This is a genomic window from Celeribacter sp., from assembly GCF_048259695.1.
GTDB lineage: Bacteria > Pseudomonadota > Alphaproteobacteria > Rhodobacterales > Rhodobacteraceae > Celeribacter.
Window position 1 is genome coordinate 54727 of record NZ_JBLXHL010000009.1, and the last position, 19681, is coordinate 74407.

The window sequence follows — 19681 nt, forward strand, 5'->3', positions numbered from 1 at the left end:
ATGACACACAACACAGATTTTGGGCTTGAGCACAAGTTTTGCCGTCTTGGCGACACCGAAGTGGTCGCAGATGGCGTGCAGATCGAGGGCTATGCCTCCCTGTTCGGCACAAAGGACCAGGGCGGCGATATCGTGGCCAAAGGGGCCTACGGCAAGTCTCTCAAAACGCTCGAGAAAAAGGGCGCGAACGTCAAGATGCTGTGGCAGCACGATCCGGCGCAGCCCATCGGGATCTGGGACGAAGTGCGCGAGGACGGCAAGGGTCTTTACGTTAAGGGCCGCATTTTGACCGACATTGGAAAAGGCCGCGAAGCGGCCGCGCTTATCGGAGCGGGGGCGATTGACGGTTTGTCGATCGGGTACCGCACGGTTCGAGCGCAAAAGGATGGCAGCGGCGCTCGCGTCCTGTCTGAACTGGAGCTTTGGGAGGTGTCGCTTGTGACCTTCCCGATGCTTCCCGAAGCGCGGCTTGTCGCGGAGGCCAAAGGGGATGACCCGATGGCGGCCGAGATGATGTTGCGTGACATCGCGGAGGCTCTGTCGAGCGCCCGCACGTTGCTGGCCGATGGGAACTGAAGCCGGTGCACTCACCGCTAACCGACCAATAAAGGATTGTTTGGATGAGCAAAACCGAGACGAAGGCTCGGGTCGCAGATGCTGTGATCCGTACCGGGGCAGAACCTGCCACGGAGGTGAAGACCGCGCTGGCCGGTTTCATGAGTGATCTCAAGGACTTCCAGTCCGAAATCAAAACGAAGCTGAAAGAACAGGAAGAGCGTTTGACCATGCTTGATTACAAATCACAAAACACTGGCCGTCCGGCCCTTTCCGCCTCTTACGAGGTGGACCTTTCCCACAAGTCCGCAATGGAGACCTATGTGCGCAACGGCGATGATGATGCGCTGCGCGGTCTCACGCTTGAGGGTAAATCCATGTCCACCGCCGTCAATGGCGATGGCGGTTTCCTCGTCGATCCGCAGACCTCTGCGACGATCCAGACGGTGCTTAAATCCACCGCTTCGATCCGGTCCATCGCCAATGTGGTGAATGTCGAATCCACCTCCTATGACGTGCTGATTGACACCTCCGATATCGGCTCTGGTTGGGTCTCCGAGACGGGGTCCGTTGGTGAAACATCGACCCCCACAATCGACCGTATTTCCATTCCGCTCTATGAGCTGTCGGCCCTGCCGAAAGCCTCGCAGCGCCTTTTGGATGATGCAGCCTTTGACATCGAAAGCTGGCTTGCCGCGCGTATCGCCGACAAATTCGCAGCCTCCGAGGCCTCGGCGTTTATCAACGGTGACGGTATCGACAAGCCCACGGGTATTCTGGCCCATGCGCAGATCGACAATGATGCCTGGACCTGGGGCGCGCTTGGCTATGTCGCCACCGGCACTGACGGTTCCTTCGATGGTGTTAACCCCGCCGATGCAATCGTTGAGTTGGTTTATGCGCTTGGCGCACAGTACCGTTCCAACGCGGCCTTCGTGATGAACTCGAAAACCGCAGGTCAGGTGCGCAAGCTCAAGGACGCCGATGGCCGTTTCTTGTGGTCCGACGGTTTGGCCGCCGGCGAGCCTGCACGTCTCATGGGCTACCCTGTTCTGGTGGCCGAAGACATGCCCGACATCGCGTCTGACGCGGCGGCGATTGCCTTTGGTGACTTCAACGCGGGTTACACCGTGGCCGAGCGTCCCGATGTGCGCATCCTGCGTGATCCGTTCTCTGCCAAGCCACATGTCCTGTTCTACGCCACCAAGCGCGTGGGCGGTGATGTGTCCGACTTTGCGGCGATCAAGTTGCTGAAGTTCTCGGTCGCCTGATCCTGAAACGAACCTGTTTCGGTCTGCGCCCGTAGGGCGCGGGTCGAGGCAACGGGATGCGCGGCACAACGCCCGACGTGTTGTCTAGCTGCTCCCCCTCCGTCCGAGCGACACGGGCGGCCGCGCATCCTTCACAACAGTTGGTCAGGGGGACCGGTATTCGGAGATTTGCAATGATGTTGATGGAGCAGACACAGGTTCCCACGGGCGCGCTTCCTGTTTCAGGGTTCAAGAACCACCTGCGCCTTGGCACGGGGTTCGGGGACGAAAGCGTGCAGGATGCGGTGCTTGAGACCTATCTACGGGCCGCGATGGCTGCCGTTGAGGCGCGCACTTCCAAGGCGCTGATTTCACGTGACTATTCTTACACGCTGACGGCGTGGCGCGATTTGGGCGCACAGGTTTTGCCCGTGGCTCCGGTGAGTGCGATCACGGCGTTTGTGATCGTGGACCGTGCCGGGGGCGAGGCAACGGTCGCCCAGAGCAAGTATATGCTCGAAGAGGACATGCATCGCCCACGTCTGGTCTCGACCGGATTTGTGCTGCCGCAGGTGCCTGTGGGTGGCAAGGCGCGGATCGAGTTCACGGCGGGTTTCGGTCCGGCGTGGAGCGACGTGCCAAGCGATATCGCGCAGGCGGTGTTCTTGATGGCGGCGCATTACTACGAGCATCGCCACGAGGGTGCATCCTCGGAAAGCACCATGCCGTTTGGCGTCTCCACGCTGTTGGAGCGTTACCGCAATGTGCGTTTGTTCGGGGGGCGGGGCTAATGGGGACTGAACCATATCTCAACCGTCACCTGACGTTGGAGGAGGCGCTGCGCGTCTCTGACGGGGCGGGTGGCTATGAGGAAAGCTGGGTGCCGCTCGGGATGCTTTGGGCCGCGATCGAGGCGGGGACGGGATCTGAACGGAGCGAGGATTTCGCGACGATTTCGGTGGTGCCTCTGCGCATCACGGTGCGTGGCACGCCCGTCGGCAGCCCAAGCCGCCCCAAGCCCGATCAGCGGTTTCGCGAAGGCACACGCACCTATGTGATCCTGTCGGTCATCGAGGCTGATCCGATGGGGCATTACCTGACCTGTCAGGCGCGTGAGGAGGTGTCGTCATGAGCTATGGAGTTGCAGCAGCGCTTCAGTCTGCGGTCTATCAGACCATCGTCAATGACGCGACGGTCACGGGATTTGTCGGCACGGACGTCTTTGATGCGCCACCTACAGGCACATTGCCGTCTCTTTACGTCAGTCTTGGTCCCGAAGATGTCGTTGATGCCTCGGACCAGACCGGCAACGGCGCACGGCATGCGTTCATCGTGAGCGTGGTGTCCGATACGGCGGGTTTTTTAACATCCAAGAAGGTGGCGGCGGCGGTGTCCGATGCCCTTGTGAATGCCGATCTGACCCTGACACGGGGTCGCGTTGTCGGGCTTTACTTTGTGTCCGCAAAGGCGCGGCGCGTTCAAGACAGTGATGTGCGTAGGATCGATATGACCTTTCGCGCACGCGTTGAAGATAACTGATTTCACACGAGAAAACGGAGCACGACATCATGGTTGCGCAAAACGGAAAAGATCTCCTGATCAAGCTGGACATGGACGGCGCTGGTCTATTCGAAACCATCGCGGGGCTTCGCGCCCAGCGGATCTCATTCAACGCGGAAAGCGTGGATGTGACCTCACTTGAAAGCGGCGGCGGTTGGCGCGAGCTTTTGGCCGGTGCAGGCGTGAAAAGCGCCGCGATTTCCGGTTCCGGCGTGTTCAAGGACGCCAATACCGACGAGCGGGCGCGTCAGATTTTCTTTGACGGTGAAGTGCCTAACTTTCAGGTCATCATTCCTGATTTCGGCGTGGTCGAAGGCCCGTTCCAGATCACCTCGATCGAATACGCGGGCAGCCACAATGGCGAGGCCACCTATGAGTTGTCGATGGCCTCTGCGGGTCAGATGACCTTCGTGGCGGATTGATCGCATGGCCAACCCGTTTCAAGGCGAAGTGGCGCTTACACTCAATAGCGAGCGGCGTGTTCTCAAACTGACGCTTGGGGCCTTGGCCGAACTGGAGGCGGGGCTTGAGGTGGACACGCTTGTGGGGCTCGTCGAGCGCTACGAGGCGGGCAGGTTTTCCTCGGCGGATGTGTTGCGGGTCGTGGTCGCGGGTTTGCGCGGCGGCGGTTGGCAGGGCGGCTATGACGACATTCTGACCGCCGAGATCAAAGGCGGGCCACTTGAGGCGGCACGGGTCGGGGCGGAGCTGATTGCGCGCGCCTTCACCGTGCCAAGCTGAGGGGGCTGTGCCGATGGGAGTGTTGTCAGATCAGAACCTGGATCAGGGCGGTGTCGATTGGCCCGCGTTGATGCGGGCGGGCATTCGCGGGCTTGGCCTGCGCCCGTCCGAGTTCTGGGCGCTTACGCCGGCCGAGCTGTTGATCATGCTCGGCTCGGGTAGCGGATCGGCCCCGATGGGACGGGCGCGTTTGGACGAATTGGCGCGGGCCTATCCCGATGCGCCGGAGAACTCACCTGAGAAGGAAGGGTAAGACGATGAATGATATCAATGGTCTGGACAGGTTCGAGGATCGCGTTTCCGAGATGGAAGGCGCCATTGGCGGGGCGCAATCCATGGCCTCGGCGTTTAACGCCGAGATGGTGCGCTTGCAGGCCACTGTGGCGCAGACCCAGCGCGAAATCGGCACGTTGGAGCGCGGTATGTCGCGCGGATTGCGTCAGGCCATCGATGGTCTGGTGTTTGACGGCGATACGTTGTCGGGCGCGCTCAAGGGCGTGGGGCGTTCGATGTTGGATGCCGCCTATAACGCGGCGGTCAAACCGGTGACGGATCACATGGGATCGATTTTGGGGACGGGCCTTGAGGCCGTAATCCAGGGGTTGATGCCGTTCGAGAAAGGCGGCGCGTTTGCGCAGGGCCGTGTGCAGCCCTTCGCCAATGGCGGGGTGGTGTCGCAGGCGACCTATTTCCCGATGCGCGGCGGCACGGGGCTGATGGGCGAAGCGGGGCCAGAGGCGATCATGCCGCTGTCGCGCGGGGCCAATGGCAAGCTTGGCGTTCAGGCCTCGGGCGGTTCTCGCCCCGTCAACATCACGATGAATATTTCCACGCCCGACGTGCAGGGGTTCCAACGCTCGCAGTCCCAGATTGCGGCACAGATGACCCGCGCTATGGGGCGCGGTCAACGCAACCGCTAGGCCGTTTCGCCCGCGCAGGCGGAGACCCGCAGCACCATACGAGGCCCGCCAGACAGGCGATTTTCCGGAGGATAAGACATGGCTTTCCATGATGTAAGATTTCCCGCGAACTTGAGCTTTGGCTCTGTAGGTGGCCCCGAGCGGCGCACCGATGTGGTCACATTGGCCAACGGGTTTGAAGAGCGCAACACACCGTGGGCGCATTCGCGTCGCCGCTATGATGCGGGTCTCGGTATGCGGTCGCTCGATGATGTCGAGGTCCTGATTGCGTTTTTCGAGGCGCGTCAGGGCCAGATGTTTGGTTTTCGCTGGAAAGACTGGTCGGATTTCAAATCCTGCATTGCCTCCGCGACGGTGGCCTATGACGATCAGGAAATCGCCAAGGGCGACGGCGTGACGCTGACCTATCCGCTCAACAAGGTCTATGCCTCTGGCACGGCCAGTTACCGCCGTCCGATCATCAAGCCTGTGTTTGGCACGGTGGTCGTGGGGACGGGCGGCGTGGAGTTGCAAGAGGGCATCCATTGGTCCGTCGACATCGACGCAGGCCTCATCACATTCGCCTCGCCACCCGAGGAAAACGTGCCGATCACGGCGGGGTTCGAGTTTGACGTGCCGGTGCGCTTTGACACCGACCGTATTGCCACCTCCGTAGCCTCGTTCCAGGCGGGCGAAGTCCCCAACGTGCCGATCGTGGAGGTGCGGGTCTGATGTCTGTTCCTTCCGATCATTTCCCCGGTGCGATGAAAACGCACCTTGAAAGCGGCAATACCACCTTGGCGCGGTGTTGGGCGCTGACGCGGCGCGATGGCACCGTTCACGGGTTTACCGATCATGACCTCGACCTGAGCTTTGAGGGCATTTCGTTCAAGGCCGATACCGGTCTGACGGCGCAGGCGCTTGAGCAAACCACGGGGCTGTCGGTGGACAACACCGAGACCCTTGGCGCGTTGTCGTCGGCGGCGGTGGATGAGCGCGATATCGAGGCGGGGCGCTATGACGGTGCCAAGGTGCGGTCGTGGCTGGTCAATTGGGCCAATACGGATGAGCGCGTGATGCAATTCAACGGCACCTTTGGCGAGATCACCCGCGTGGCGGGGGGCTTTCGCGCCGAATTGCGCGGGTTGACCGAGATGCTGAACCAACCGCAGGGACGGGTGTATCATTCGGCCTGTTCCGCGATTTTGGGCGGGACAGGCTGTGGGTTTGACCTCGATGCCGTAGGGTATACCGCCACCGTGGTGGTTGAGGCGGTCGAGAATGCCCGCGTGTTCCGCTTTGCCGATATGGTCGAGTTTGACGACCGTTGGTTCGAGCGCGGGCGGTTGGTCGTGCAATCGGGTGCGGCCACGGGCCTCGTCGGGATCGTCAAGAATGATCGCCTGAGTGCGGATGGCCGCCTTGTCGAACTTTGGGATCCGTTGCGCGGTGCAATTGCCACGGGCGATACCATTCGCATTGAGCCTGGCTGTGACAAACGTGCCGAGACGTGTCGGTTGAAGTTCAACAACTTCAATAACTTTCGCGGCTTTCCTCACATTCCGGGTGATGACTGGATGGCGGCTTATCCGTCGTCGCAAGACGATAATGATGGTGGCAGCCTGATCGGAGGCGCGTGATGTGTGCGCATGATTTCGCTGCTTTGGCGCGGACTTGGATTGGCACACCCTACCGCCACCAAGCGTCGGTGAAGGGGGCGGGGGCGGATTGCCTTGGCCTGTTGCGCGGGGTGTGGCGCGAGGCGTTCGGCACCGAGCCTGCGCATGTGCCAGCCTATACCCATGACTGGTCCGAACCTGCGGGTGACGAGCGTTTGTGGCGGGCGGTGGCCACGCATATGACCGAGATCCGCACAGACGGGATTGCGGTGGGTCATGTCGTGCTGTTCCGGATGCGCACAGGGGCCGTGGCCAAGCACCTCGGTATCGTGTCGCAGATGGGCGACCATCCGGCATTCATCCATGCCTATAGCGGGCATGGGGTGGTGGAAAGTGCGCTGTCGGTGCCGTGGATGCGTCGTGTTGTGGCGTGTTTTGCCTTTCCTGACATGGATTGTGGTCCCGATGTGGGCGCGTCCATGTCCCAAGAGATTTTCCAGAACGGAGGCCTGTGATGGCGACGATTTTACTTTCTGCGGTAGGGGCGGCGGCGGGTGCATCCGTGGGCGGTGGCGTTCTGGGCTTGTCCTCGGTGGTCATTGGTCGCGCGATTGGCGGCACCATTGGCGCGCGCATCGATCAACGGCTTTTGGGGTCGGGCAGCACAGCGGTCGAGACGGGCCGTGTCGACCGTTTCCGCCTGACGAGCGCCTCCGAGGGCGCGCCAATTGCACAGCTTTACGCGCGGATGCGGATCGGTGGTCAGGTCATTTGGGCCACACGGTTTACAGAGACCGCCGCCACCACCGAAACGCGCGGTGGCAAGGGCACACCGTCCTCCTCCGTGACGCAATATAGCTACGCCGTGTCGCTCGCCATTGCCCTGTGCGAGGGCGAGATTGCCCGCGTGGGCCGGATCTGGGCCGATGGACAGGAAATCAGCCCGAATGATTTGAACATGCGCATCTACACTGGCACTGAGGATCAGCTCCCCGACCCGAAAATCGAAGCGGTCGAGGGGGCGGGGGCCGCCCCTGCGTATCGCGGAATCGCCTATGTGGTGTTTGAGGATCTTGATCTGTCCGCCTATGGCAACCGTGTGCCACAGTTCACCTTTGAGGTGGTGCGCCCCGAGCAAGCGGGCGAACCGGATGTTGGCACAGGCGTCGAGCCTGATCTGCACGAGATTGTCAAAGGCGTCTCCATGATCCCCGGCACGGGCGAATACGCTCTGGCCACGACTCCCGTTTATTTCGAGGATGGTGTGGGCAATGTGGAAAACACCAACGTGCATTCCGCATCGGGCAAAACCAACTTTGCCACGGCCCTTGACGGGCTGACGGGCGAGTTGCCCAATGCCAAAGCCACCTCGCTTGTGGTGTCGTGGTTCGGCAATGATTTGCGGTGCGGATCGTGTACGCTCAAACCCAAGGTCGAGCAAAACAGCCGTGATGGCTCCCCGATGGAATGGGCCGTTTCGGGGCTGACCCGCAGCACCGCCGATACCCTGCCACGTCTGCCCGACGACCGTGTGGTCTATGGTGGCACGCCCACCGACCAGTCGGTGGTGGAGGCCATTCAGGCGCTGCACGATGCGGGCCGCGAGGTGATGTTCTATCCGTTTATCCTGATGGACCAGATGCAGGGCAACACCTTGACCGACCCGTGGACGGGTGTGGCGGGGCAGCCGCATCTGCCGTGGCGCGGGCGGATTACGGCGTCTCTGGCTCCGGGTGTGGCGGGCAGCCCCAATGGCACCGCCACGGCAGACGCCGAGGTTGCGGCGTTTTTCGGTACGGCTCAAGTGTCGGACTTCACCCAAGAGGCCGACCGTGTCGGCTACACAGGTCCAAACGAGTATTCGTACCGCCGTATGATCCTGCACAACGCGCATCTGTGCGCGGTGGCGGGCGGTGTGCATTCGTTCTGTATCGGGTCCGAAATGCGCTCGCTGACGACGATCCAAGGGGCAAACGGCTTTCCCGCTGTCGATGCGCTGATCCAATTGGCGGCGGACTGTCGTGCCATTTTGGGGCCGGAGTGTAAAATCGGCTATGCGGCTGATTGGTCTGAATATTTCGGCTATCAGTTCGGTGGAAACCTCTATTACCACCTCGATCCGCTGTGGGCCGATGACAACATCGATTTCATCGGGATCGACAACTACATGCCGATTTCCGACTGGCGCGAGGGCGATGACCACGCCGATGCCGCCTATGGTTCGCTTTACAATCTCGACTACCTCAAGGCCAATATCGAGGGCGGCGAGGGCTATGACTGGTACTACGCCCACCCCAACCACGCAGAGGCCCAAATCCGTACGCCGATCTATGATGGCTTGCACGGCGAGGACTGGATCTGGCGCTACAAGGACATTCGCGGATGGTGGGAAAACGACCACCATGACCGCATTGACGGGGTGCGCATTGAAACCCCCTCCGCGTGGGAACCACGGATGAAACCCGTCTGGTTCACCGAGATCGGCTGTGCGGCCGTGGATAAAGGCTCCAACGAGCCGAACAAGTTTCTGGATCCGAAATCTTCCGAAAGCTCCTTGCCCAAATATTCCAACGGGCGGCGCGATGATTTCATCCAGTTGCAGTATCTGCGGGCGCAGACCCAATACTGGGGCGATCCGGACAACAACCCGACCTCGGACGTTTACGGTGGGCCGATGATCGACATGGACCGCGCCCACGTTTGGGCATGGGATGCGCGGCCATACCCCGCGTTCCCCAATGCCACCTCCGTGTGGTCGGACGGGATCAACTATGTCAAAGGGCACTGGCTCAACGGGCGGGCGGGATCGCGATCTCTGGCCGATGTGGTGGCCGAGATTTGCCGCCGCTCCGGTGTCACCGATTACGATGTCTCCGAGCTTTGGGGTGTGTTGCGCGGGTATTCTGTGGGGGACGTCACCGATGCGCGCACCGCGTTGCAACCGTTGATGTTGGCCTACGGGTTCGACGCGATCGAGCGCGAGGGGAAACTCATTTTCCGCACGCAGGATGGCAAGACATCGACCGTGATCGACGAGCCAAATCTGGCGCGGTTCTCGTCGCTTGACGGCGTGATCGAACGCACCCGTGCGCCCGAGGCCGAAGTGGCCGGACGTGTGGCGCTGACCTTTGTCGAAGCGGATGGCTCCTTTGCCGCCCGCACCGAAGAAGCAATTTACCCCGACGAGGAAACCCGCGCGGTGTCCCTGTCGGAGCTTCCGCTCGCCCTGACCCGTTCCGAGGGCAAACAGGTGGTCGAGCGGTGGCTTGCGCAATCGCGCGTGGCCCGTGATACGGCGCGTTTCGTATTGCCGCCCTCGATGGGGGCCTACGGTGCGGGCGATGTGGTCGAGATCGAAGAGGATGCGGGGCCTGCGCTTTACCGCATTGACCATTCCACCCTCGACACCGCCCGTCAGGTCGACGCGGTACGCATCGCGCGGGCCAATCTGGAGCCGTCTGATGCGGCCGAAGACATCGTCGAGGCGCGGGCCTTTGCCGCCCCTGTGCCGGTGTTCCCGCTGTTTCTCGACCTGCCGCTGTTGTCGGAGACCCAAGTGCCTCACGCGCCCTTTGTGGGGGCCGTGGCCAAACCGTGGCCCGGGTCGGCGGCGGTCTATTCGTCGGCCTCTGACGAGGGCTATACGCTCAACACGCTGTTGCCGACGTGGGCGACGTTCGGCGTGACCGAAACGGCAATGGAACCCGCCGTGGCGGGGCTGTGGGATCGCGGGGCGCCATTGCGCGTCAAACTCACCCGCGGCACGCTGTCATCGGCCACCGAGGACGCGGTGCTGAACGGGGCCAATGCGATGGCCATCGGTGATGGCACTTCGGGCCATTGGGAGGTGTTCCAGTTTGCCACGGCCACCCTGGTTGGTGCGGATACCTATGACATCTCGCTACGGCTGCGCGGTCAGGCGGGTTCGGACGCGCTTGTCGATGGCGCTGTGCCGTACTGGCCTGTGGCCTCGCAAGTGGTTTTGCTCAACGAGGCGCTCGAACAGATTGATTTGCCGTCCTCGGCGCGGGGCTTGGCACGTCATTACCGCATCGGTCCGTCACAACGCAGCTTTACTGATCCGAGTTATAAACACCGGATCGAGGCGTTTGACGGGATCGGATTGCGCCCCTATGCGCCGACCCATTTGCGGGCCGTGCGGGACGCCACGACGGGGGATCTTGCGCTGACATGGGTGCGCCGCACGCGCATCGATGGCGATAGTTGGGCCTCGGTCGAGGTGCCGTTGGGCGAGACGTTCGAGGCCTATACCGTGCGCGTTATCAAAGACGGTGTGGTGGTGAACGAGACCACCACGAGTACGCCCGCATGGGACTACGACTTTGCCACCCAAACATCGGACGGGGCGCTGCCTCCGTTCACCATCGAAGTAGCTCAGCTGTCCGACAGTTTCGGCGCGGGCCTGTTCACAAGGACCACTCTCAATGACTGATACATCCCGTCTCAACCTGCCGCTTCTTGCTCCGTCGCAGGCCCAAAAACATGTCACCGTGAACGAGGCCCTCTCGCGTCTGGATGCTTTGGTGCAACTGGCTCTGGCCTCTGTGACCCTCGCCACGCCGCCGCTGTCGCCCACGGACGGTGATGCCTACGGGGTGCCTGTCGGTGCGGTCAACGCGTGGGCGGGCCAAGAGGGCCGGATCGCCATTTTCGTCAACGCAGGATGGGCCTTTGTCCCCGCCACGCAAGGCATGCGGGCCTATGTCGTCGATCAGGGGTTCTATGCGTCCTACAACGGCACCACATGGGTCGAGGGCATGCAGTCGCTTTCGCCAAGTGGCGCGGGCATGATCCAGCGGACCATCGAGATCGACCATGTGATTGGTGCAGGAGCCACCTCGAACGTGCCGTTTGCCCTGCCATCGCAATCGGTGGTGTTCGGGGTCACGGGGCGGGTGACCACCGCCATTACCGGCACCGCCACGGGGTTTTCGCTTGGTGTCGCGGCCTCGTCCAACCGCTACGGATCGGGGCTTTCGATGCCGCAAGGGTCGTGGCTGCGCGGTCTCACAGGGGCGCCTGTCACCTATTACGCTGCCGAGGATTTGATCCTGACGGGCGAGGGCGGTGATTTTGCCGGCGGTGAAATCCGTCTTGCGGTGCATTGTTTGCAGTTCGCGCTGCCCAACTGATCCGGAGAATATTGTTGAATGCCAAGGGCGTACCTGCGTTGCCGCGGGGGCGCCTTTGTGGTGTGTCGGGATCATTCGCTTGCGAAATTCACCACATCACACTCTTGCGCTTTGGAACATGGACCTATCTATAGTACTGTGCTGCGCAAAGAGGATGTGACATGGCAAAAACCAAAGTCCAGATTTCAAAGATTGATCCCGTGTGGACGCGGATCGTGACCGAGGCCCGCAAGGCCGTTGGTGACGAACCGTTGCTCGGCGGAATGGTGCATGCCTGTATCTTGCATCACGACAGCTTTGAGGATGCACTCGCCTACCGTTTGGCACAAAAACTGGCCTCTCCCGAGATGTCGGAACAGCTGATCCGCGAGATTGCGGATGAGGCCTACGCCGATGATGACGGGCTTGCGGATGCGGCGCGTGCCGATTTGGCCGCCGTTTATGACCGCGATCCTGCGTGCCATGCCTATATCCAACCCTTGTTGTATTTCAAAGGCTTCCAGGCCGTGCAAGCGCACCGTGTCTCGCATTGGTTGTGGAAACGCGGCCGTCGGGACCTGTCGTATTTCTTTCAAATGCGGGTGTCGGAGCTGTTCTCCATCGACATTCACCCCAATTGCCGCATCGGCAAGGGGATTTTCCTAGACCACGCCCATGCGCTTGTGTTTGGCGAGACGGCGGTGATCGGTGATAACGTCTCGATCCTGCACTCGGTGACGCTCGGCGGGACAGGTAAGGAAGAGGAAGACCGCCACCCCAAGATTGGCGACGGCGTGTTGATCGGGGCAGGGGCCAAGGTGCTCGGCAATATCCAGATCGGCCACTGTTCGCGCATTGCCGCCGGATCGGTGGTTTTGAACGAAGTGCCGCCCTGCACCACGGTTGCGGGGGTTCCCGCAAAGGTCGTGGGCGAGGCGGGGTGTTCACAGCCATCGGTGTCGATGAACCAACTGATCGGCGCGCGGGCGACCGAGACCTGATCCCCGAAATTATCGTATTTGGACAGTAAAAAACCCTCGCGGAGTGATCTGCGGGGGCTTTTTGTTCGATTTGTGCAAGTTTAAAGCGGGACGCCTTGGGCGTAGAGCGCAGCATACTCGGGGGCTGCCAGCGTTAGATCAAACGCGCCGACGCCAAATTCGCGTGCGCCGATCTTGCGGGCAGTGGTGGCCACCACGGCAAACGGGACGGCTTTGTATCCTGTCGTTTGTGATCCGAGAACGGCATAGAGCGGCGCAGAGCCGATAGGCACAGGGGTTAATGTGCGCACCCCCTCTGCCAAGGAGAAAATCGCGGCCCCTGTCGGAACACCGTCCTGCGGCTTTTCCATAAGGCCAAGCTGTTGGCGCAGTTTGTCGATCATCGTACGCCAGATGGACGGCGCATTTTTCCGCAGCAGTTTGGCGATAAAAATATCGCCATCGCGATCGATTTCCTGAAGCGCAACCCCGTCGGCCATGACGGTGTCGATACGGGCGTCCAACGTGCTCTTCGCGCCTTTGAACATTTCTGGCGTGACATTGAACGGGTGGCGGTAGCCGAAAATGGTCAGCGGGCTGTGCGGATCGTTCCCCTTTGGGCGATGCGCCACCAGATGCGCCTCTGCCATGCGGTCGGCGACCCATGCCGCACCGCCGTAGAACGCGACCTCGTCGCTCGATACCGCGACATCGCTGTCCTCGGGCTTTACCTCGGCCTGCGTTAACTTGCTCAAACAGGCGGCCAGATCACGGGCCAAGATGGCGTCACAGGCGGGGGTGAAGGCGTTGACGCCAACCTCATACCCGTCCTTGCGGGGGTAAACCATTGCACCGCGTAACGATTGCCCCGGGATGTAGAAAGCCAGATCGCCGTCCACGGTCTTTATCACCTCGACCTCGGGGCGTGCCAGTGCGGACAACACATCGTCGGGCTCGGGGCGTTGATCGGTTTTGATATAGAAATAGAAGCTCATCGTTGACCTTGGTTCGTTTGGTTCGCGTGGCATGTCTTACCACAGCTCATAAAAAAACCCGCCGGGAAAGCGGGTTTTTTAAAGGTTTTAACGCGTGGGCCGTGACTTAGGCCAACATCGCCACGGGGTTTTCGAGGTTCTCGACAATGGCGTTGATCAGGTTCGCGCCCACAGCGCCGTCGATCACGCGGTGATCCACGGACATGGTCATGGACATGACCGTCGCCACTTTCAACTCGCCATCTGCGCCGACAACGGGTTTGGGTTTGCCTGCACCGACCGCCAGAATGCCCGCGTGTGGCGGGTTCACGATGGCGTCGAAATTGTCGATGCCGAACATGCCGAGGTTGGAGATGGCAAACGAGCCACCCTGATACTCATGCGGGGCCAGTTTGCGATCCCGTGCGCGCCCTGCGAGGTCTTTCATCTCTTTGGACAGCGCGGAGAGGGACTTCATATCGGCGTCTTTGAGCACGGGGGTGAACAGCCCGCCCTCGATCGCAACGGCCACGGCCACATCGGACGGTTTGAGTTGCAACACGCGGTCGCCGGCCCAAACGGCGTTGGCCTCGGGGACCTCTTGCAATGCGTTGGCCACGGCCTTGATAATGAAATCGTTGACCGACAGTTTCACGCCCTTGCCCTCAAGCTGCTTGTTGAGCTGCGAGCGGAATTTGAGCAGCGCGTCCAGTTGGACCTCGCGGCGCAAATAGAAGTGCGGGATGGTCTGTTTGGCCTCAGACAGACGTGCAGCAATGGTTTTGCGCATCCCGTCGAGTTTGACCTCGTCATAGTCGCGATCCGCATACATTTTGGCCACGACCTCGGCGGACATGCCGGTCGGTGCGGATGCTGCGGGGGCCGCGGCGGGTGCTGCGGCGGCGGCTTGTGGGGCGGCTGCTTTGGGAGCGGCTTGTGCGCCCTCGACGTCGGCTTTCACGATGCGACCCTTTGGGCCTGTGCCTGTGATACTTGCCAGATCGACACCGTTTTGCGCCGCGATGCGCCGTGCCAATGGCGAGGCAAAGACGCGGGTGCCATCCTTGGTCGGGGCTGCGGGGGCGGCGGTTGCGACAGGTGCGGCGGCAGCCGGGGCTGCCTCGGCCTTTGGCGCATCCGGAGTGGCGGCGGGGGCCGCAGCGGCGGCGCCTCCGGCATTGGCCACCGCAGAGGCATCTTCGCCCTCTTCGAGCAGCACCGCAATCGGGCTGTTGACCGCGACACCTTCGGTGCCCTCGGCCACGATGATCTTGCCAATCACACCTTCGTCCACGGCTTCGAATTCCATCGTTGCCTTGTCCGTTTCGATCTCTGCAATCACATCGCCGGATTGAACGGTGTCGCCCTCTTTGACGAGCCATTTTGCAAGTGTGCCTTCCTCCATCGTTGGAGAAAGCGCGGGCATAAGTAGTTCAATAGCCATTGTTTTTCTCCTTAACGGTAGGTGACTTCTTTCACGGCGGCGATCACTTCGTCGGTTGTGATCAGCGCGTGTTTTTCAAGGTTCGCGGCATAGGGCATCGGCACGTCTTTGCCGGTACAGTTGATCACAGGGGCGTCGAGGTAATCGAACGCGCGCTGCATGATCGTCGCCGACAGGTGGTTGCCGATGGCGCCCACGGGCCAACCCTCTTCGACGGTGACGCAGCGGTTGGTTTTCTGGACCGAGGCCAACACAGTGTCATAGTCGATGGGGCGCAGGGTGCGCAGGTCGATGACTTCCGCCGAAATACCCTCTTCGGCCAGCTTGTCAGCGGCCTCAAGCGCATAGGTCATGCCGATGCCAAAGGACACGATGGTCACATCCGTGCCTTCGCGCCAGATGCGGGCCTTGCCGAACGGCACGGTGTAATCCTCAACGTCCGGCACATCGAATTGCTTGCCATAGAGGATTTCGTTTTCGAGGAAGATCACAGGGTTGTCGTCACGGATCGCGGTTTTCATCAGACCTTTGTAGTCGGATGCGGAGTAGGGCATCACGACCTTGAGGCCGGGAACCTGTGCGTACCATGCGGCGTAACACTGCGAGTGCTGCGCACCGACGCGGGCGGCGGCACCGTTGGCCCCACGGAACACCATCGGTGCGCCCATCTGACCGCCGGACATATAAAGTGTCTTGGCCGCCGAGTTGATCAGGTGGTCGATGGCCTGCATCGCGAAGTTGAAGGTCATGAATTCCACAATGGGGCGCAGCCCGCCAAAGGCGGCCCCTGTGGCGATACCCGCAAACCCGTGTTCGGTGATCGGCGTGTCGATGACGCGCTTGGACCCGAACTCGTCGAGCATCCCTTGCGAGATTTTATAGGCGCCCTGGTATTCGGCAACCTCTTCGCCCATCAGGAACACGGTTTCGTCGCGGCGCATTTCCTCGGACATCGCATCACGCAGCGCTTCGCGCACCGTCTGTTTCTTCATCGGCGTGCCTTCGGGCCAGTCGGGTGTGACCTCTTTGACCTCCACAGGCGCCGCAGCAGTCGCGGGGACCGACGCGGGGGCGGCCGCGGCAGGTGCGGCCTCGGCGGCGGCAGGTGCGGCCTCGGCGGCGGCAGGGGACGCGGCGCTGAGGTCGGAGGCGTCTTCGCCGTCTTCCACGAGGATCGCGATTGCCACGTTCACCTTGACACCTTCGGTGCCTTCGGCGACGAGCAATTTGCCAATCACCCCTTCGTCCACGGCTTCGAATTCCATCGTTGCCTTATCGGTTTCAATTTCCGCGATGATGTCGCCAGCGGAGACGGTGTCCCCCTCTTTGACGAGCCATTTTGCGAGCGTGCCTTCTTCCATCGTGGGTGAGAGGGCGGGCATAAGAAGTTCGGTTGCCATATTAGGTATCTCCTCCTGTCGAGCTTATAAACCCGACAACATTTCCTTGCCCGTCTTCCACACATGCGGCGCGGCCAATTCCGGGGTAATCTGTGGGGGGCAGTGCTTCTGCGCCGCCGTTGTTCATGGCCCAAGCATAACGCGCGTCGCAATCGGCAACCTCAAAGGTCATCGTGCCACCACGAATGGCGGTGCCGGCGGCGTGGGGGAGATCGGGACGCGCGAGCATCCCGACGGTCAACCCTTTTGATTCCCCCAAGTCAGGGGCCACTGCGAGGGCATACTCGGGATCGTCAGGGCCCGACATGGGCGTGAATTCCCAGCCGAACAATCCGCCGTAAAAGGCCTTGGCCGCGCCCATATCGTTCACGTAAATCTCAAAATGTGCCATCAGAGCCTCACGCGTAAATATCGGTCCAGAGTTCTTCCAAAGCGGGCTCGGGGCTCTCTTTGGCAAACTCTGCCGAGGCGTTGACCACCTCTTTGATTTCTTTGTCGATCGCCTTGAGGTCTTCCTCTGTGGCGTGGTTGCCGGTCAAAAGCAGCCCGCGGATGTTCTCGATCGGATCGCGTTCCTCGCGCATTTTCTGCACCTCTTCGCGGGTGCGGTACTTTGCGGGGTCGGACATGGAGTGACCACGGTAACGGTATGTTTTCACTTCGAGAATGTAGGGGCCTTTGCCGGCACGACAATGCGCCACGGCCTTCTCGGAGGCCTCTTTCACGGCCAGAACATCCATGCCGTCGACCTCTTCGCCTTTGATGCCGTAGGCGGCACCACGTTCCCAAAGGGAGGGCGATTTGGTGGAGCGTTGCACGGAGGTCCCCATGGCGTATTGGTTGTTCTCGATGACGAAAATCACCGGAAGATCCCAAAGCTGCGCCATGTTGTAGGTCTCATACACCTGACCCTGGTTGGCCGCGCCGTCGCCGAAGTAGGCAAAGGTCACGTTGTCATTGCCTTTGTATTTGTCGGAAAACGCCAGACCCGCGCCGAGCGGCACCTGTGCGCCGACAATGCCGTGGCCGCCGTAAAAATGCTTCTCTTTGGAGAACATGTGCATCGAGCCGCCCTTACCTTTGGAATAGCCGCCTTCGCGACCGGTAAGTTCCGCCATCACCCCTTTGGGGTCCATGCCGCAGGCGAGCATATGCCCGTGATCGCGGTAGGATGTGATGCGCTTGTCGCCCTCTTTGGTCGCGGCCTCAAGGCCGACGACAACGGCTTCCTGACCGATGTAGAGGTGACAGAACCCGCCGATGAGACCCATGCCGTAAAGTTGGCCTGCCTTCTCTTCAAAACGGCGGATAAGGAGCATGTCCTTGTAATAGGCGAGCATGTCGTCTTTCGACACATTGGGTTTGCTCGCCGCTTTTGCAGTGGTTTTCTTGGCTGCCATACGGCCACCTCCTCCAAAGTCGCGGCTGGATCTGTCGGTCATTCGACAGAAGTTTGATAGATAGTTTAACGTTAAACAATACATTACAGCACTCGCGCGCCGATTGCACCAAGAATTTACGTTGCGTTGCGGGAGGCAGTTATGCGCCACAAGAATACCGACCACATAAACCGCATAAACGGTGCGCGGGGGTCTGTTTTCCGGCAATGGAGCGACTGTGTGGGAGGGGGACGGTGAGGGGACTATGGGGCGAGGCCGCTAAGGGTTAGCGGATCACCACTTCGTCGGTGCGCAGATAGCCAAGCACGTCGCGGGCCTGTTGATCGAGCAGGTCAAGGTCGAGATAGCCGTCGGACAGGCGCATGGATTTGTTGCGCATATCGGTCAGCTGCACCTCAAGCGCGCCGGAGACATCTTGCAGGTTGGTCAGCTCGGCTTCGATCTGGATGCGGCGAAACAACCCGTACTCGCCCTGCACGGAGGCGAACGTGAAATACCCGCCAAGCGTCACGACGATGGCGGTGTAAATCAGAACTGCGATAGAGGGACGGCGTTTTGCGACGGCCATGTGTCCGGTTGCCTCGTATGAAATGTCTCTGCCTCACGGTCCCCTCTTTGACGGGGGATCCGTTGGACCTCTATGCCACAGGTGATTCGCCTTGTGAATCCCCTTTTTGAATCAGGGGCCTGGAACGGCAGAAAGGCGCCCGAAAGCGCCTTTCCCGTGTCATTTTGTGTCTTTTGTGACTCACACGCGGTGCGTGGCCCCGTGTCAGGCTTTGCCTTTGTAGATGTCCACAAGTTGGGACAGCATGGCCAAGGCATCTTCGCGCGAGCGTTGGAACGAGTTGCGCCCGATGATCGAGCCGTTGCCGCCGCCGTCGCGGATCGCGCGGGCATCGTCATAGACCGCATCGGTGCCTTTGGATGCGCCACCCGAGAACACGATGATGCGGCGACCGCCAAGCGAGGCATCGACGCAATGTTTGACGCGCTCGGCCATGGTGGCAATCGCGATCCCTTTGTCTTCGTAGACCTTTTTCGCCTCGGGCAGCATCAGGTGATCGGTCGAGAGTTTGATCTTGATGATGTGGGCGCCGAGCAGGGCGGCCATGTGTGCGGCATAGGCGGCCACGTCGATGGCGGTTTCGCCGTCTTTGGTGATGGCCTCGCCACGCGGGTAGGACCAGATCACGGTCGCGATGCCTTTGGAGGCGGCTTCGCGGCGCATGTCCTTGATCTCTTCCATCATGTCCACGGCCAAATCGGAACCGGGGTAGATCGTGAACCCGATCGCGGCACAGCCAAGGCGCAGCGCGTCATCGACCGATGCGGTGATGGCCTGATTTTTGCCCGCACCTTCGCCCATGAGCGAGTTGGCGGAGTTCACTTTGAGGATGGTGGGGATTTGACCGCAGAACGTATCCGCGCCCGCCTCAAGTGGACCAAGCGGGGCGGCGTAGGCGGACATGCCCGCGTCGATGGCCAATTGGTAGTGGTAATGGGGGTCGTAGCCCGCGGGGTTGCCCGCAAAGGACCGTGCGGGGCCGTGCTCGAACCCTTGGTCGACGGGCAGGATGATGAGCTTGCCGGTGCCGCCGAGTTTGCCCTCCATCAAGATCCGCGCGAGGTTTGCCTTCACGCCTGGGGTTTCGCCTTCGTAGTTGGCGAGAATTTTCTGGACGATACGGGTGGTTTTCATCGGGTCGCTCCCTCGGTTGTGATCC

Annotated in this window: 22 protein-coding genes; 15 read left to right on the forward strand and 7 right to left on the reverse strand. The window is 61.0% G+C overall.

All coding sequences use genetic code 11. The annotated features are described in order from the left end of the window. The 15 genes from ACN0Q0_RS14725 to cysE all read left to right on the forward strand — a co-directional run bounded on the left by ACN0Q0_RS14725 (position 1) and on the right by cysE (position 12757). Positions 1-576, forward strand: coding sequence for an HK97 family phage prohead protease (locus tag ACN0Q0_RS14725; RefSeq protein ID WP_417244164.1), 576 nt, complete (start codon positions 1-3; stop codon positions 574-576). A gap of 44 nt (positions 577-620) precedes the next feature. After that, positions 621-1826, forward strand: coding sequence for a phage major capsid protein (locus ACN0Q0_RS14730; RefSeq protein WP_417244165.1), 1206 nt, complete (start codon positions 621-623; stop codon positions 1824-1826). Between the two features lie 173 nt (positions 1827-1999). Beyond that, a complete protein-coding gene (locus ACN0Q0_RS14735; RefSeq protein ID WP_417244166.1) occupies positions 2000-2596 on the forward strand; it encodes a head-tail connector protein in 597 nt (198 codons plus the stop codon). After that, a complete protein-coding gene (locus ACN0Q0_RS14740) occupies positions 2596-2937 on the forward strand; it encodes a head-tail adaptor protein (protein WP_417244167.1) in 342 nt (113 codons plus the stop codon). The genes ACN0Q0_RS14735 and ACN0Q0_RS14740 overlap by 1 nt, the downstream gene beginning before the upstream one ends. Then, complete coding sequence (locus ACN0Q0_RS14745) at positions 2934-3344, forward strand: DUF3168 domain-containing protein (RefSeq protein WP_417244168.1); 411 nt, start codon at positions 2934-2936, stop codon at positions 3342-3344. Before ACN0Q0_RS14740 ends, ACN0Q0_RS14745 begins: the two co-directional genes overlap by 4 nt. Before the next feature lie 29 nt (positions 3345-3373). Next, positions 3374-3787 carry a phage major tail protein, TP901-1 family gene (locus tag ACN0Q0_RS14750; RefSeq protein WP_417244169.1) on the forward strand — a complete coding sequence of 138 codons (414 nt, stop codon included), beginning with the start codon at positions 3374-3376 and terminating at the stop codon, positions 3785-3787. Positions 3788-3791: 4 nt separating this feature from the next. Next, the gene (locus ACN0Q0_RS14755; RefSeq protein WP_417244170.1) at positions 3792-4106 is read left to right on the forward strand and encodes a gene transfer agent family protein; all 315 of its coding nucleotides are present in this window, start codon (positions 3792-3794) and stop codon (positions 4104-4106) included. A 13-nt stretch (positions 4107-4119) separates the two neighbouring features. Then, positions 4120-4359, forward strand: coding sequence for a rcc01693 family protein (locus tag ACN0Q0_RS14760; protein ID WP_417244171.1), 240 nt, complete (start codon positions 4120-4122; stop codon positions 4357-4359). 4 nt (positions 4360-4363) lie between these two features. Then, positions 4364-5026, forward strand: coding sequence for a phage tail tape measure protein (locus tag ACN0Q0_RS14765; protein ID WP_417244172.1), 663 nt, complete (start codon positions 4364-4366; stop codon positions 5024-5026). A gap of 78 nt (positions 5027-5104) precedes the next feature. After that, positions 5105-5737 carry a TIGR02217 family protein gene (locus tag ACN0Q0_RS14770; protein ID WP_417244173.1) on the forward strand — a complete coding sequence of 211 codons (633 nt, stop codon included), beginning with the start codon at positions 5105-5107 and terminating at the stop codon, positions 5735-5737. Then, the gene (locus ACN0Q0_RS14775; RefSeq protein ID WP_417244174.1) at positions 5737-6645 is read left to right on the forward strand and encodes a DUF2163 domain-containing protein; all 909 of its coding nucleotides are present in this window, start codon (positions 5737-5739) and stop codon (positions 6643-6645) included. The genes ACN0Q0_RS14770 and ACN0Q0_RS14775 overlap by 1 nt, the downstream gene beginning before the upstream one ends. Beyond that, positions 6645-7139, forward strand: coding sequence for a peptidase (locus ACN0Q0_RS14780; RefSeq protein ID WP_417244175.1), 495 nt, complete (start codon positions 6645-6647; stop codon positions 7137-7139). The genes ACN0Q0_RS14775 and ACN0Q0_RS14780 overlap by 1 nt, the downstream gene beginning before the upstream one ends. Further along, positions 7139-11077 (forward strand): baseplate multidomain protein megatron, encoded by a 3939-nt coding sequence (locus tag ACN0Q0_RS14785; protein ID WP_417244176.1) that lies wholly within the window; start codon positions 7139-7141, stop codon positions 11075-11077. The genes ACN0Q0_RS14780 and ACN0Q0_RS14785 overlap by 1 nt, the downstream gene beginning before the upstream one ends. Beyond that, a complete protein-coding gene (locus ACN0Q0_RS14790) occupies positions 11070-11777 on the forward strand; it encodes a DUF2793 domain-containing protein (protein WP_417244177.1) in 708 nt (235 codons plus the stop codon). The genes ACN0Q0_RS14785 and ACN0Q0_RS14790 overlap by 8 nt, the downstream gene beginning before the upstream one ends. A gap of 161 nt (positions 11778-11938) precedes the next feature. Next, entirely contained in the window at positions 11939-12757 is an 819-nt protein-coding gene (cysE, locus tag ACN0Q0_RS14795; protein WP_417244178.1) for a serine O-acetyltransferase, read from the forward strand. An 80-nt stretch (positions 12758-12837) separates the two neighbouring features. Here cysE and ACN0Q0_RS14800 read toward each other — a convergent pair whose 3' ends face one another. The 7 genes from ACN0Q0_RS14800 to ACN0Q0_RS14830 form a co-directional block, all read right to left on the reverse strand. Then, a complete protein-coding gene (locus tag ACN0Q0_RS14800) occupies positions 12838-13731 on the reverse strand; it encodes a hypothetical protein (protein ID WP_417244179.1) in 894 nt (297 codons plus the stop codon). Between the two features lie 106 nt (positions 13732-13837). Beyond that, on the reverse strand, positions 13838-15154 hold the full coding sequence (locus tag ACN0Q0_RS14805; RefSeq protein ID WP_417244180.1) for a pyruvate dehydrogenase complex dihydrolipoamide acetyltransferase: 1317 nt from the start codon (positions 15152-15154) through the stop codon (positions 13838-13840). 11 nt (positions 15155-15165) lie between these two features. After that, the gene (locus ACN0Q0_RS14810; protein ID WP_417244181.1) at positions 15166-16554 is read right to left on the reverse strand and encodes a pyruvate dehydrogenase complex E1 component subunit beta; all 1389 of its coding nucleotides are present in this window, start codon (positions 16552-16554) and stop codon (positions 15166-15168) included. 1 nt (position 16555) lies between these two features. Beyond that, positions 16556-16945 carry a VOC family protein gene (locus ACN0Q0_RS14815; protein WP_417244182.1) on the reverse strand — a complete coding sequence of 130 codons (390 nt, stop codon included), beginning with the start codon at positions 16943-16945 and terminating at the stop codon, positions 16556-16558. Between the two features lie 7 nt (positions 16946-16952). Beyond that, on the reverse strand, positions 16953-17954 hold the full coding sequence (pdhA, locus tag ACN0Q0_RS14820; RefSeq protein ID WP_417244183.1) for a pyruvate dehydrogenase (acetyl-transferring) E1 component subunit alpha: 1002 nt from the start codon (positions 17952-17954) through the stop codon (positions 16953-16955). A 265-nt stretch (positions 17955-18219) separates the two neighbouring features. Further along, the gene (locus ACN0Q0_RS14825; protein ID WP_417244184.1) at positions 18220-18522 is read right to left on the reverse strand and encodes an FtsB family cell division protein; all 303 of its coding nucleotides are present in this window, start codon (positions 18520-18522) and stop codon (positions 18220-18222) included. A gap of 204 nt (positions 18523-18726) precedes the next feature. Next, positions 18727-19656, reverse strand: a complete 930-nt coding sequence (locus tag ACN0Q0_RS14830) for a class I fructose-bisphosphate aldolase (RefSeq protein WP_417244185.1) — start codon at positions 19654-19656, stop codon at positions 18727-18729. Positions 19657-19681: the final 25 nt, after the last annotated feature.

Excerpts from the sequence above, each read along its gene's own strand:
- ACN0Q0_RS14725 (WP_417244164.1), top strand. The coding sequence starts at position 1 with ATGACACACAACACAGATTTTGGGCTTGAGCACAAGTTTTGCCGTCTT.
- ACN0Q0_RS14730 (WP_417244165.1), top strand. The coding sequence starts at position 621 with ATGAGCAAAACCGAGACGAAGGCTCGGGTCGCAGATGCTGTGATCCGT.
- ACN0Q0_RS14735 (WP_417244166.1), top strand. The coding sequence starts at position 2,000 with ATGATGTTGATGGAGCAGACACAGGTTCCCACGGGCGCGCTTCCTGTT.
- ACN0Q0_RS14740 (WP_417244167.1), top strand. The coding sequence starts at position 2,596 with ATGGGGACTGAACCATATCTCAACCGTCACCTGACGTTGGAGGAGGCG.
- ACN0Q0_RS14745 (WP_417244168.1), top strand. The coding sequence starts at position 2,934 with ATGAGCTATGGAGTTGCAGCAGCGCTTCAGTCTGCGGTCTATCAGACC.
- ACN0Q0_RS14750 (WP_417244169.1), top strand. The coding sequence starts at position 3,374 with ATGGTTGCGCAAAACGGAAAAGATCTCCTGATCAAGCTGGACATGGAC.
- ACN0Q0_RS14755 (WP_417244170.1), top strand. The coding sequence starts at position 3,792 with ATGGCCAACCCGTTTCAAGGCGAAGTGGCGCTTACACTCAATAGCGAG.
- ACN0Q0_RS14760 (WP_417244171.1), top strand. The coding sequence starts at position 4,120 with ATGGGAGTGTTGTCAGATCAGAACCTGGATCAGGGCGGTGTCGATTGG.
- ACN0Q0_RS14765 (WP_417244172.1), top strand. The coding sequence starts at position 4,364 with ATGAATGATATCAATGGTCTGGACAGGTTCGAGGATCGCGTTTCCGAG.
- ACN0Q0_RS14770 (WP_417244173.1), top strand. The coding sequence starts at position 5,105 with ATGGCTTTCCATGATGTAAGATTTCCCGCGAACTTGAGCTTTGGCTCT.
- ACN0Q0_RS14775 (WP_417244174.1), top strand. The coding sequence starts at position 5,737 with ATGTCTGTTCCTTCCGATCATTTCCCCGGTGCGATGAAAACGCACCTT.
- ACN0Q0_RS14780 (WP_417244175.1), top strand. The coding sequence starts at position 6,645 with ATGTGTGCGCATGATTTCGCTGCTTTGGCGCGGACTTGGATTGGCACA.
- ACN0Q0_RS14785 (WP_417244176.1), top strand. The coding sequence starts at position 7,139 with ATGGCGACGATTTTACTTTCTGCGGTAGGGGCGGCGGCGGGTGCATCC.
- ACN0Q0_RS14790 (WP_417244177.1), top strand. The coding sequence starts at position 11,070 with ATGACTGATACATCCCGTCTCAACCTGCCGCTTCTTGCTCCGTCGCAG.
- cysE (WP_417244178.1), top strand. The coding sequence starts at position 11,939 with ATGGCAAAAACCAAAGTCCAGATTTCAAAGATTGATCCCGTGTGGACG.
- ACN0Q0_RS14800 (WP_417244179.1), bottom strand. The coding sequence starts at position 13,731 with ATGAGCTTCTATTTCTATATCAAAACCGATCAACGCCCCGAGCCCGAC.
- ACN0Q0_RS14805 (WP_417244180.1), bottom strand. The coding sequence starts at position 15,154 with ATGGCTATTGAACTACTTATGCCCGCGCTTTCTCCAACGATGGAGGAA.
- ACN0Q0_RS14810 (WP_417244181.1), bottom strand. The coding sequence starts at position 16,554 with ATGGCAACCGAACTTCTTATGCCCGCCCTCTCACCCACGATGGAAGAA.
- ACN0Q0_RS14815 (WP_417244182.1), bottom strand. The coding sequence starts at position 16,945 with ATGGCACATTTTGAGATTTACGTGAACGATATGGGCGCGGCCAAGGCC.
- pdhA (WP_417244183.1), bottom strand. The coding sequence starts at position 17,954 with ATGGCAGCCAAGAAAACCACTGCAAAAGCGGCGAGCAAACCCAATGTG.
- ACN0Q0_RS14825 (WP_417244184.1), bottom strand. The coding sequence starts at position 18,522 with ATGGCCGTCGCAAAACGCCGTCCCTCTATCGCAGTTCTGATTTACACC.
- ACN0Q0_RS14830 (WP_417244185.1), bottom strand. The coding sequence starts at position 19,656 with ATGAAAACCACCCGTATCGTCCAGAAAATTCTCGCCAACTACGAAGGC.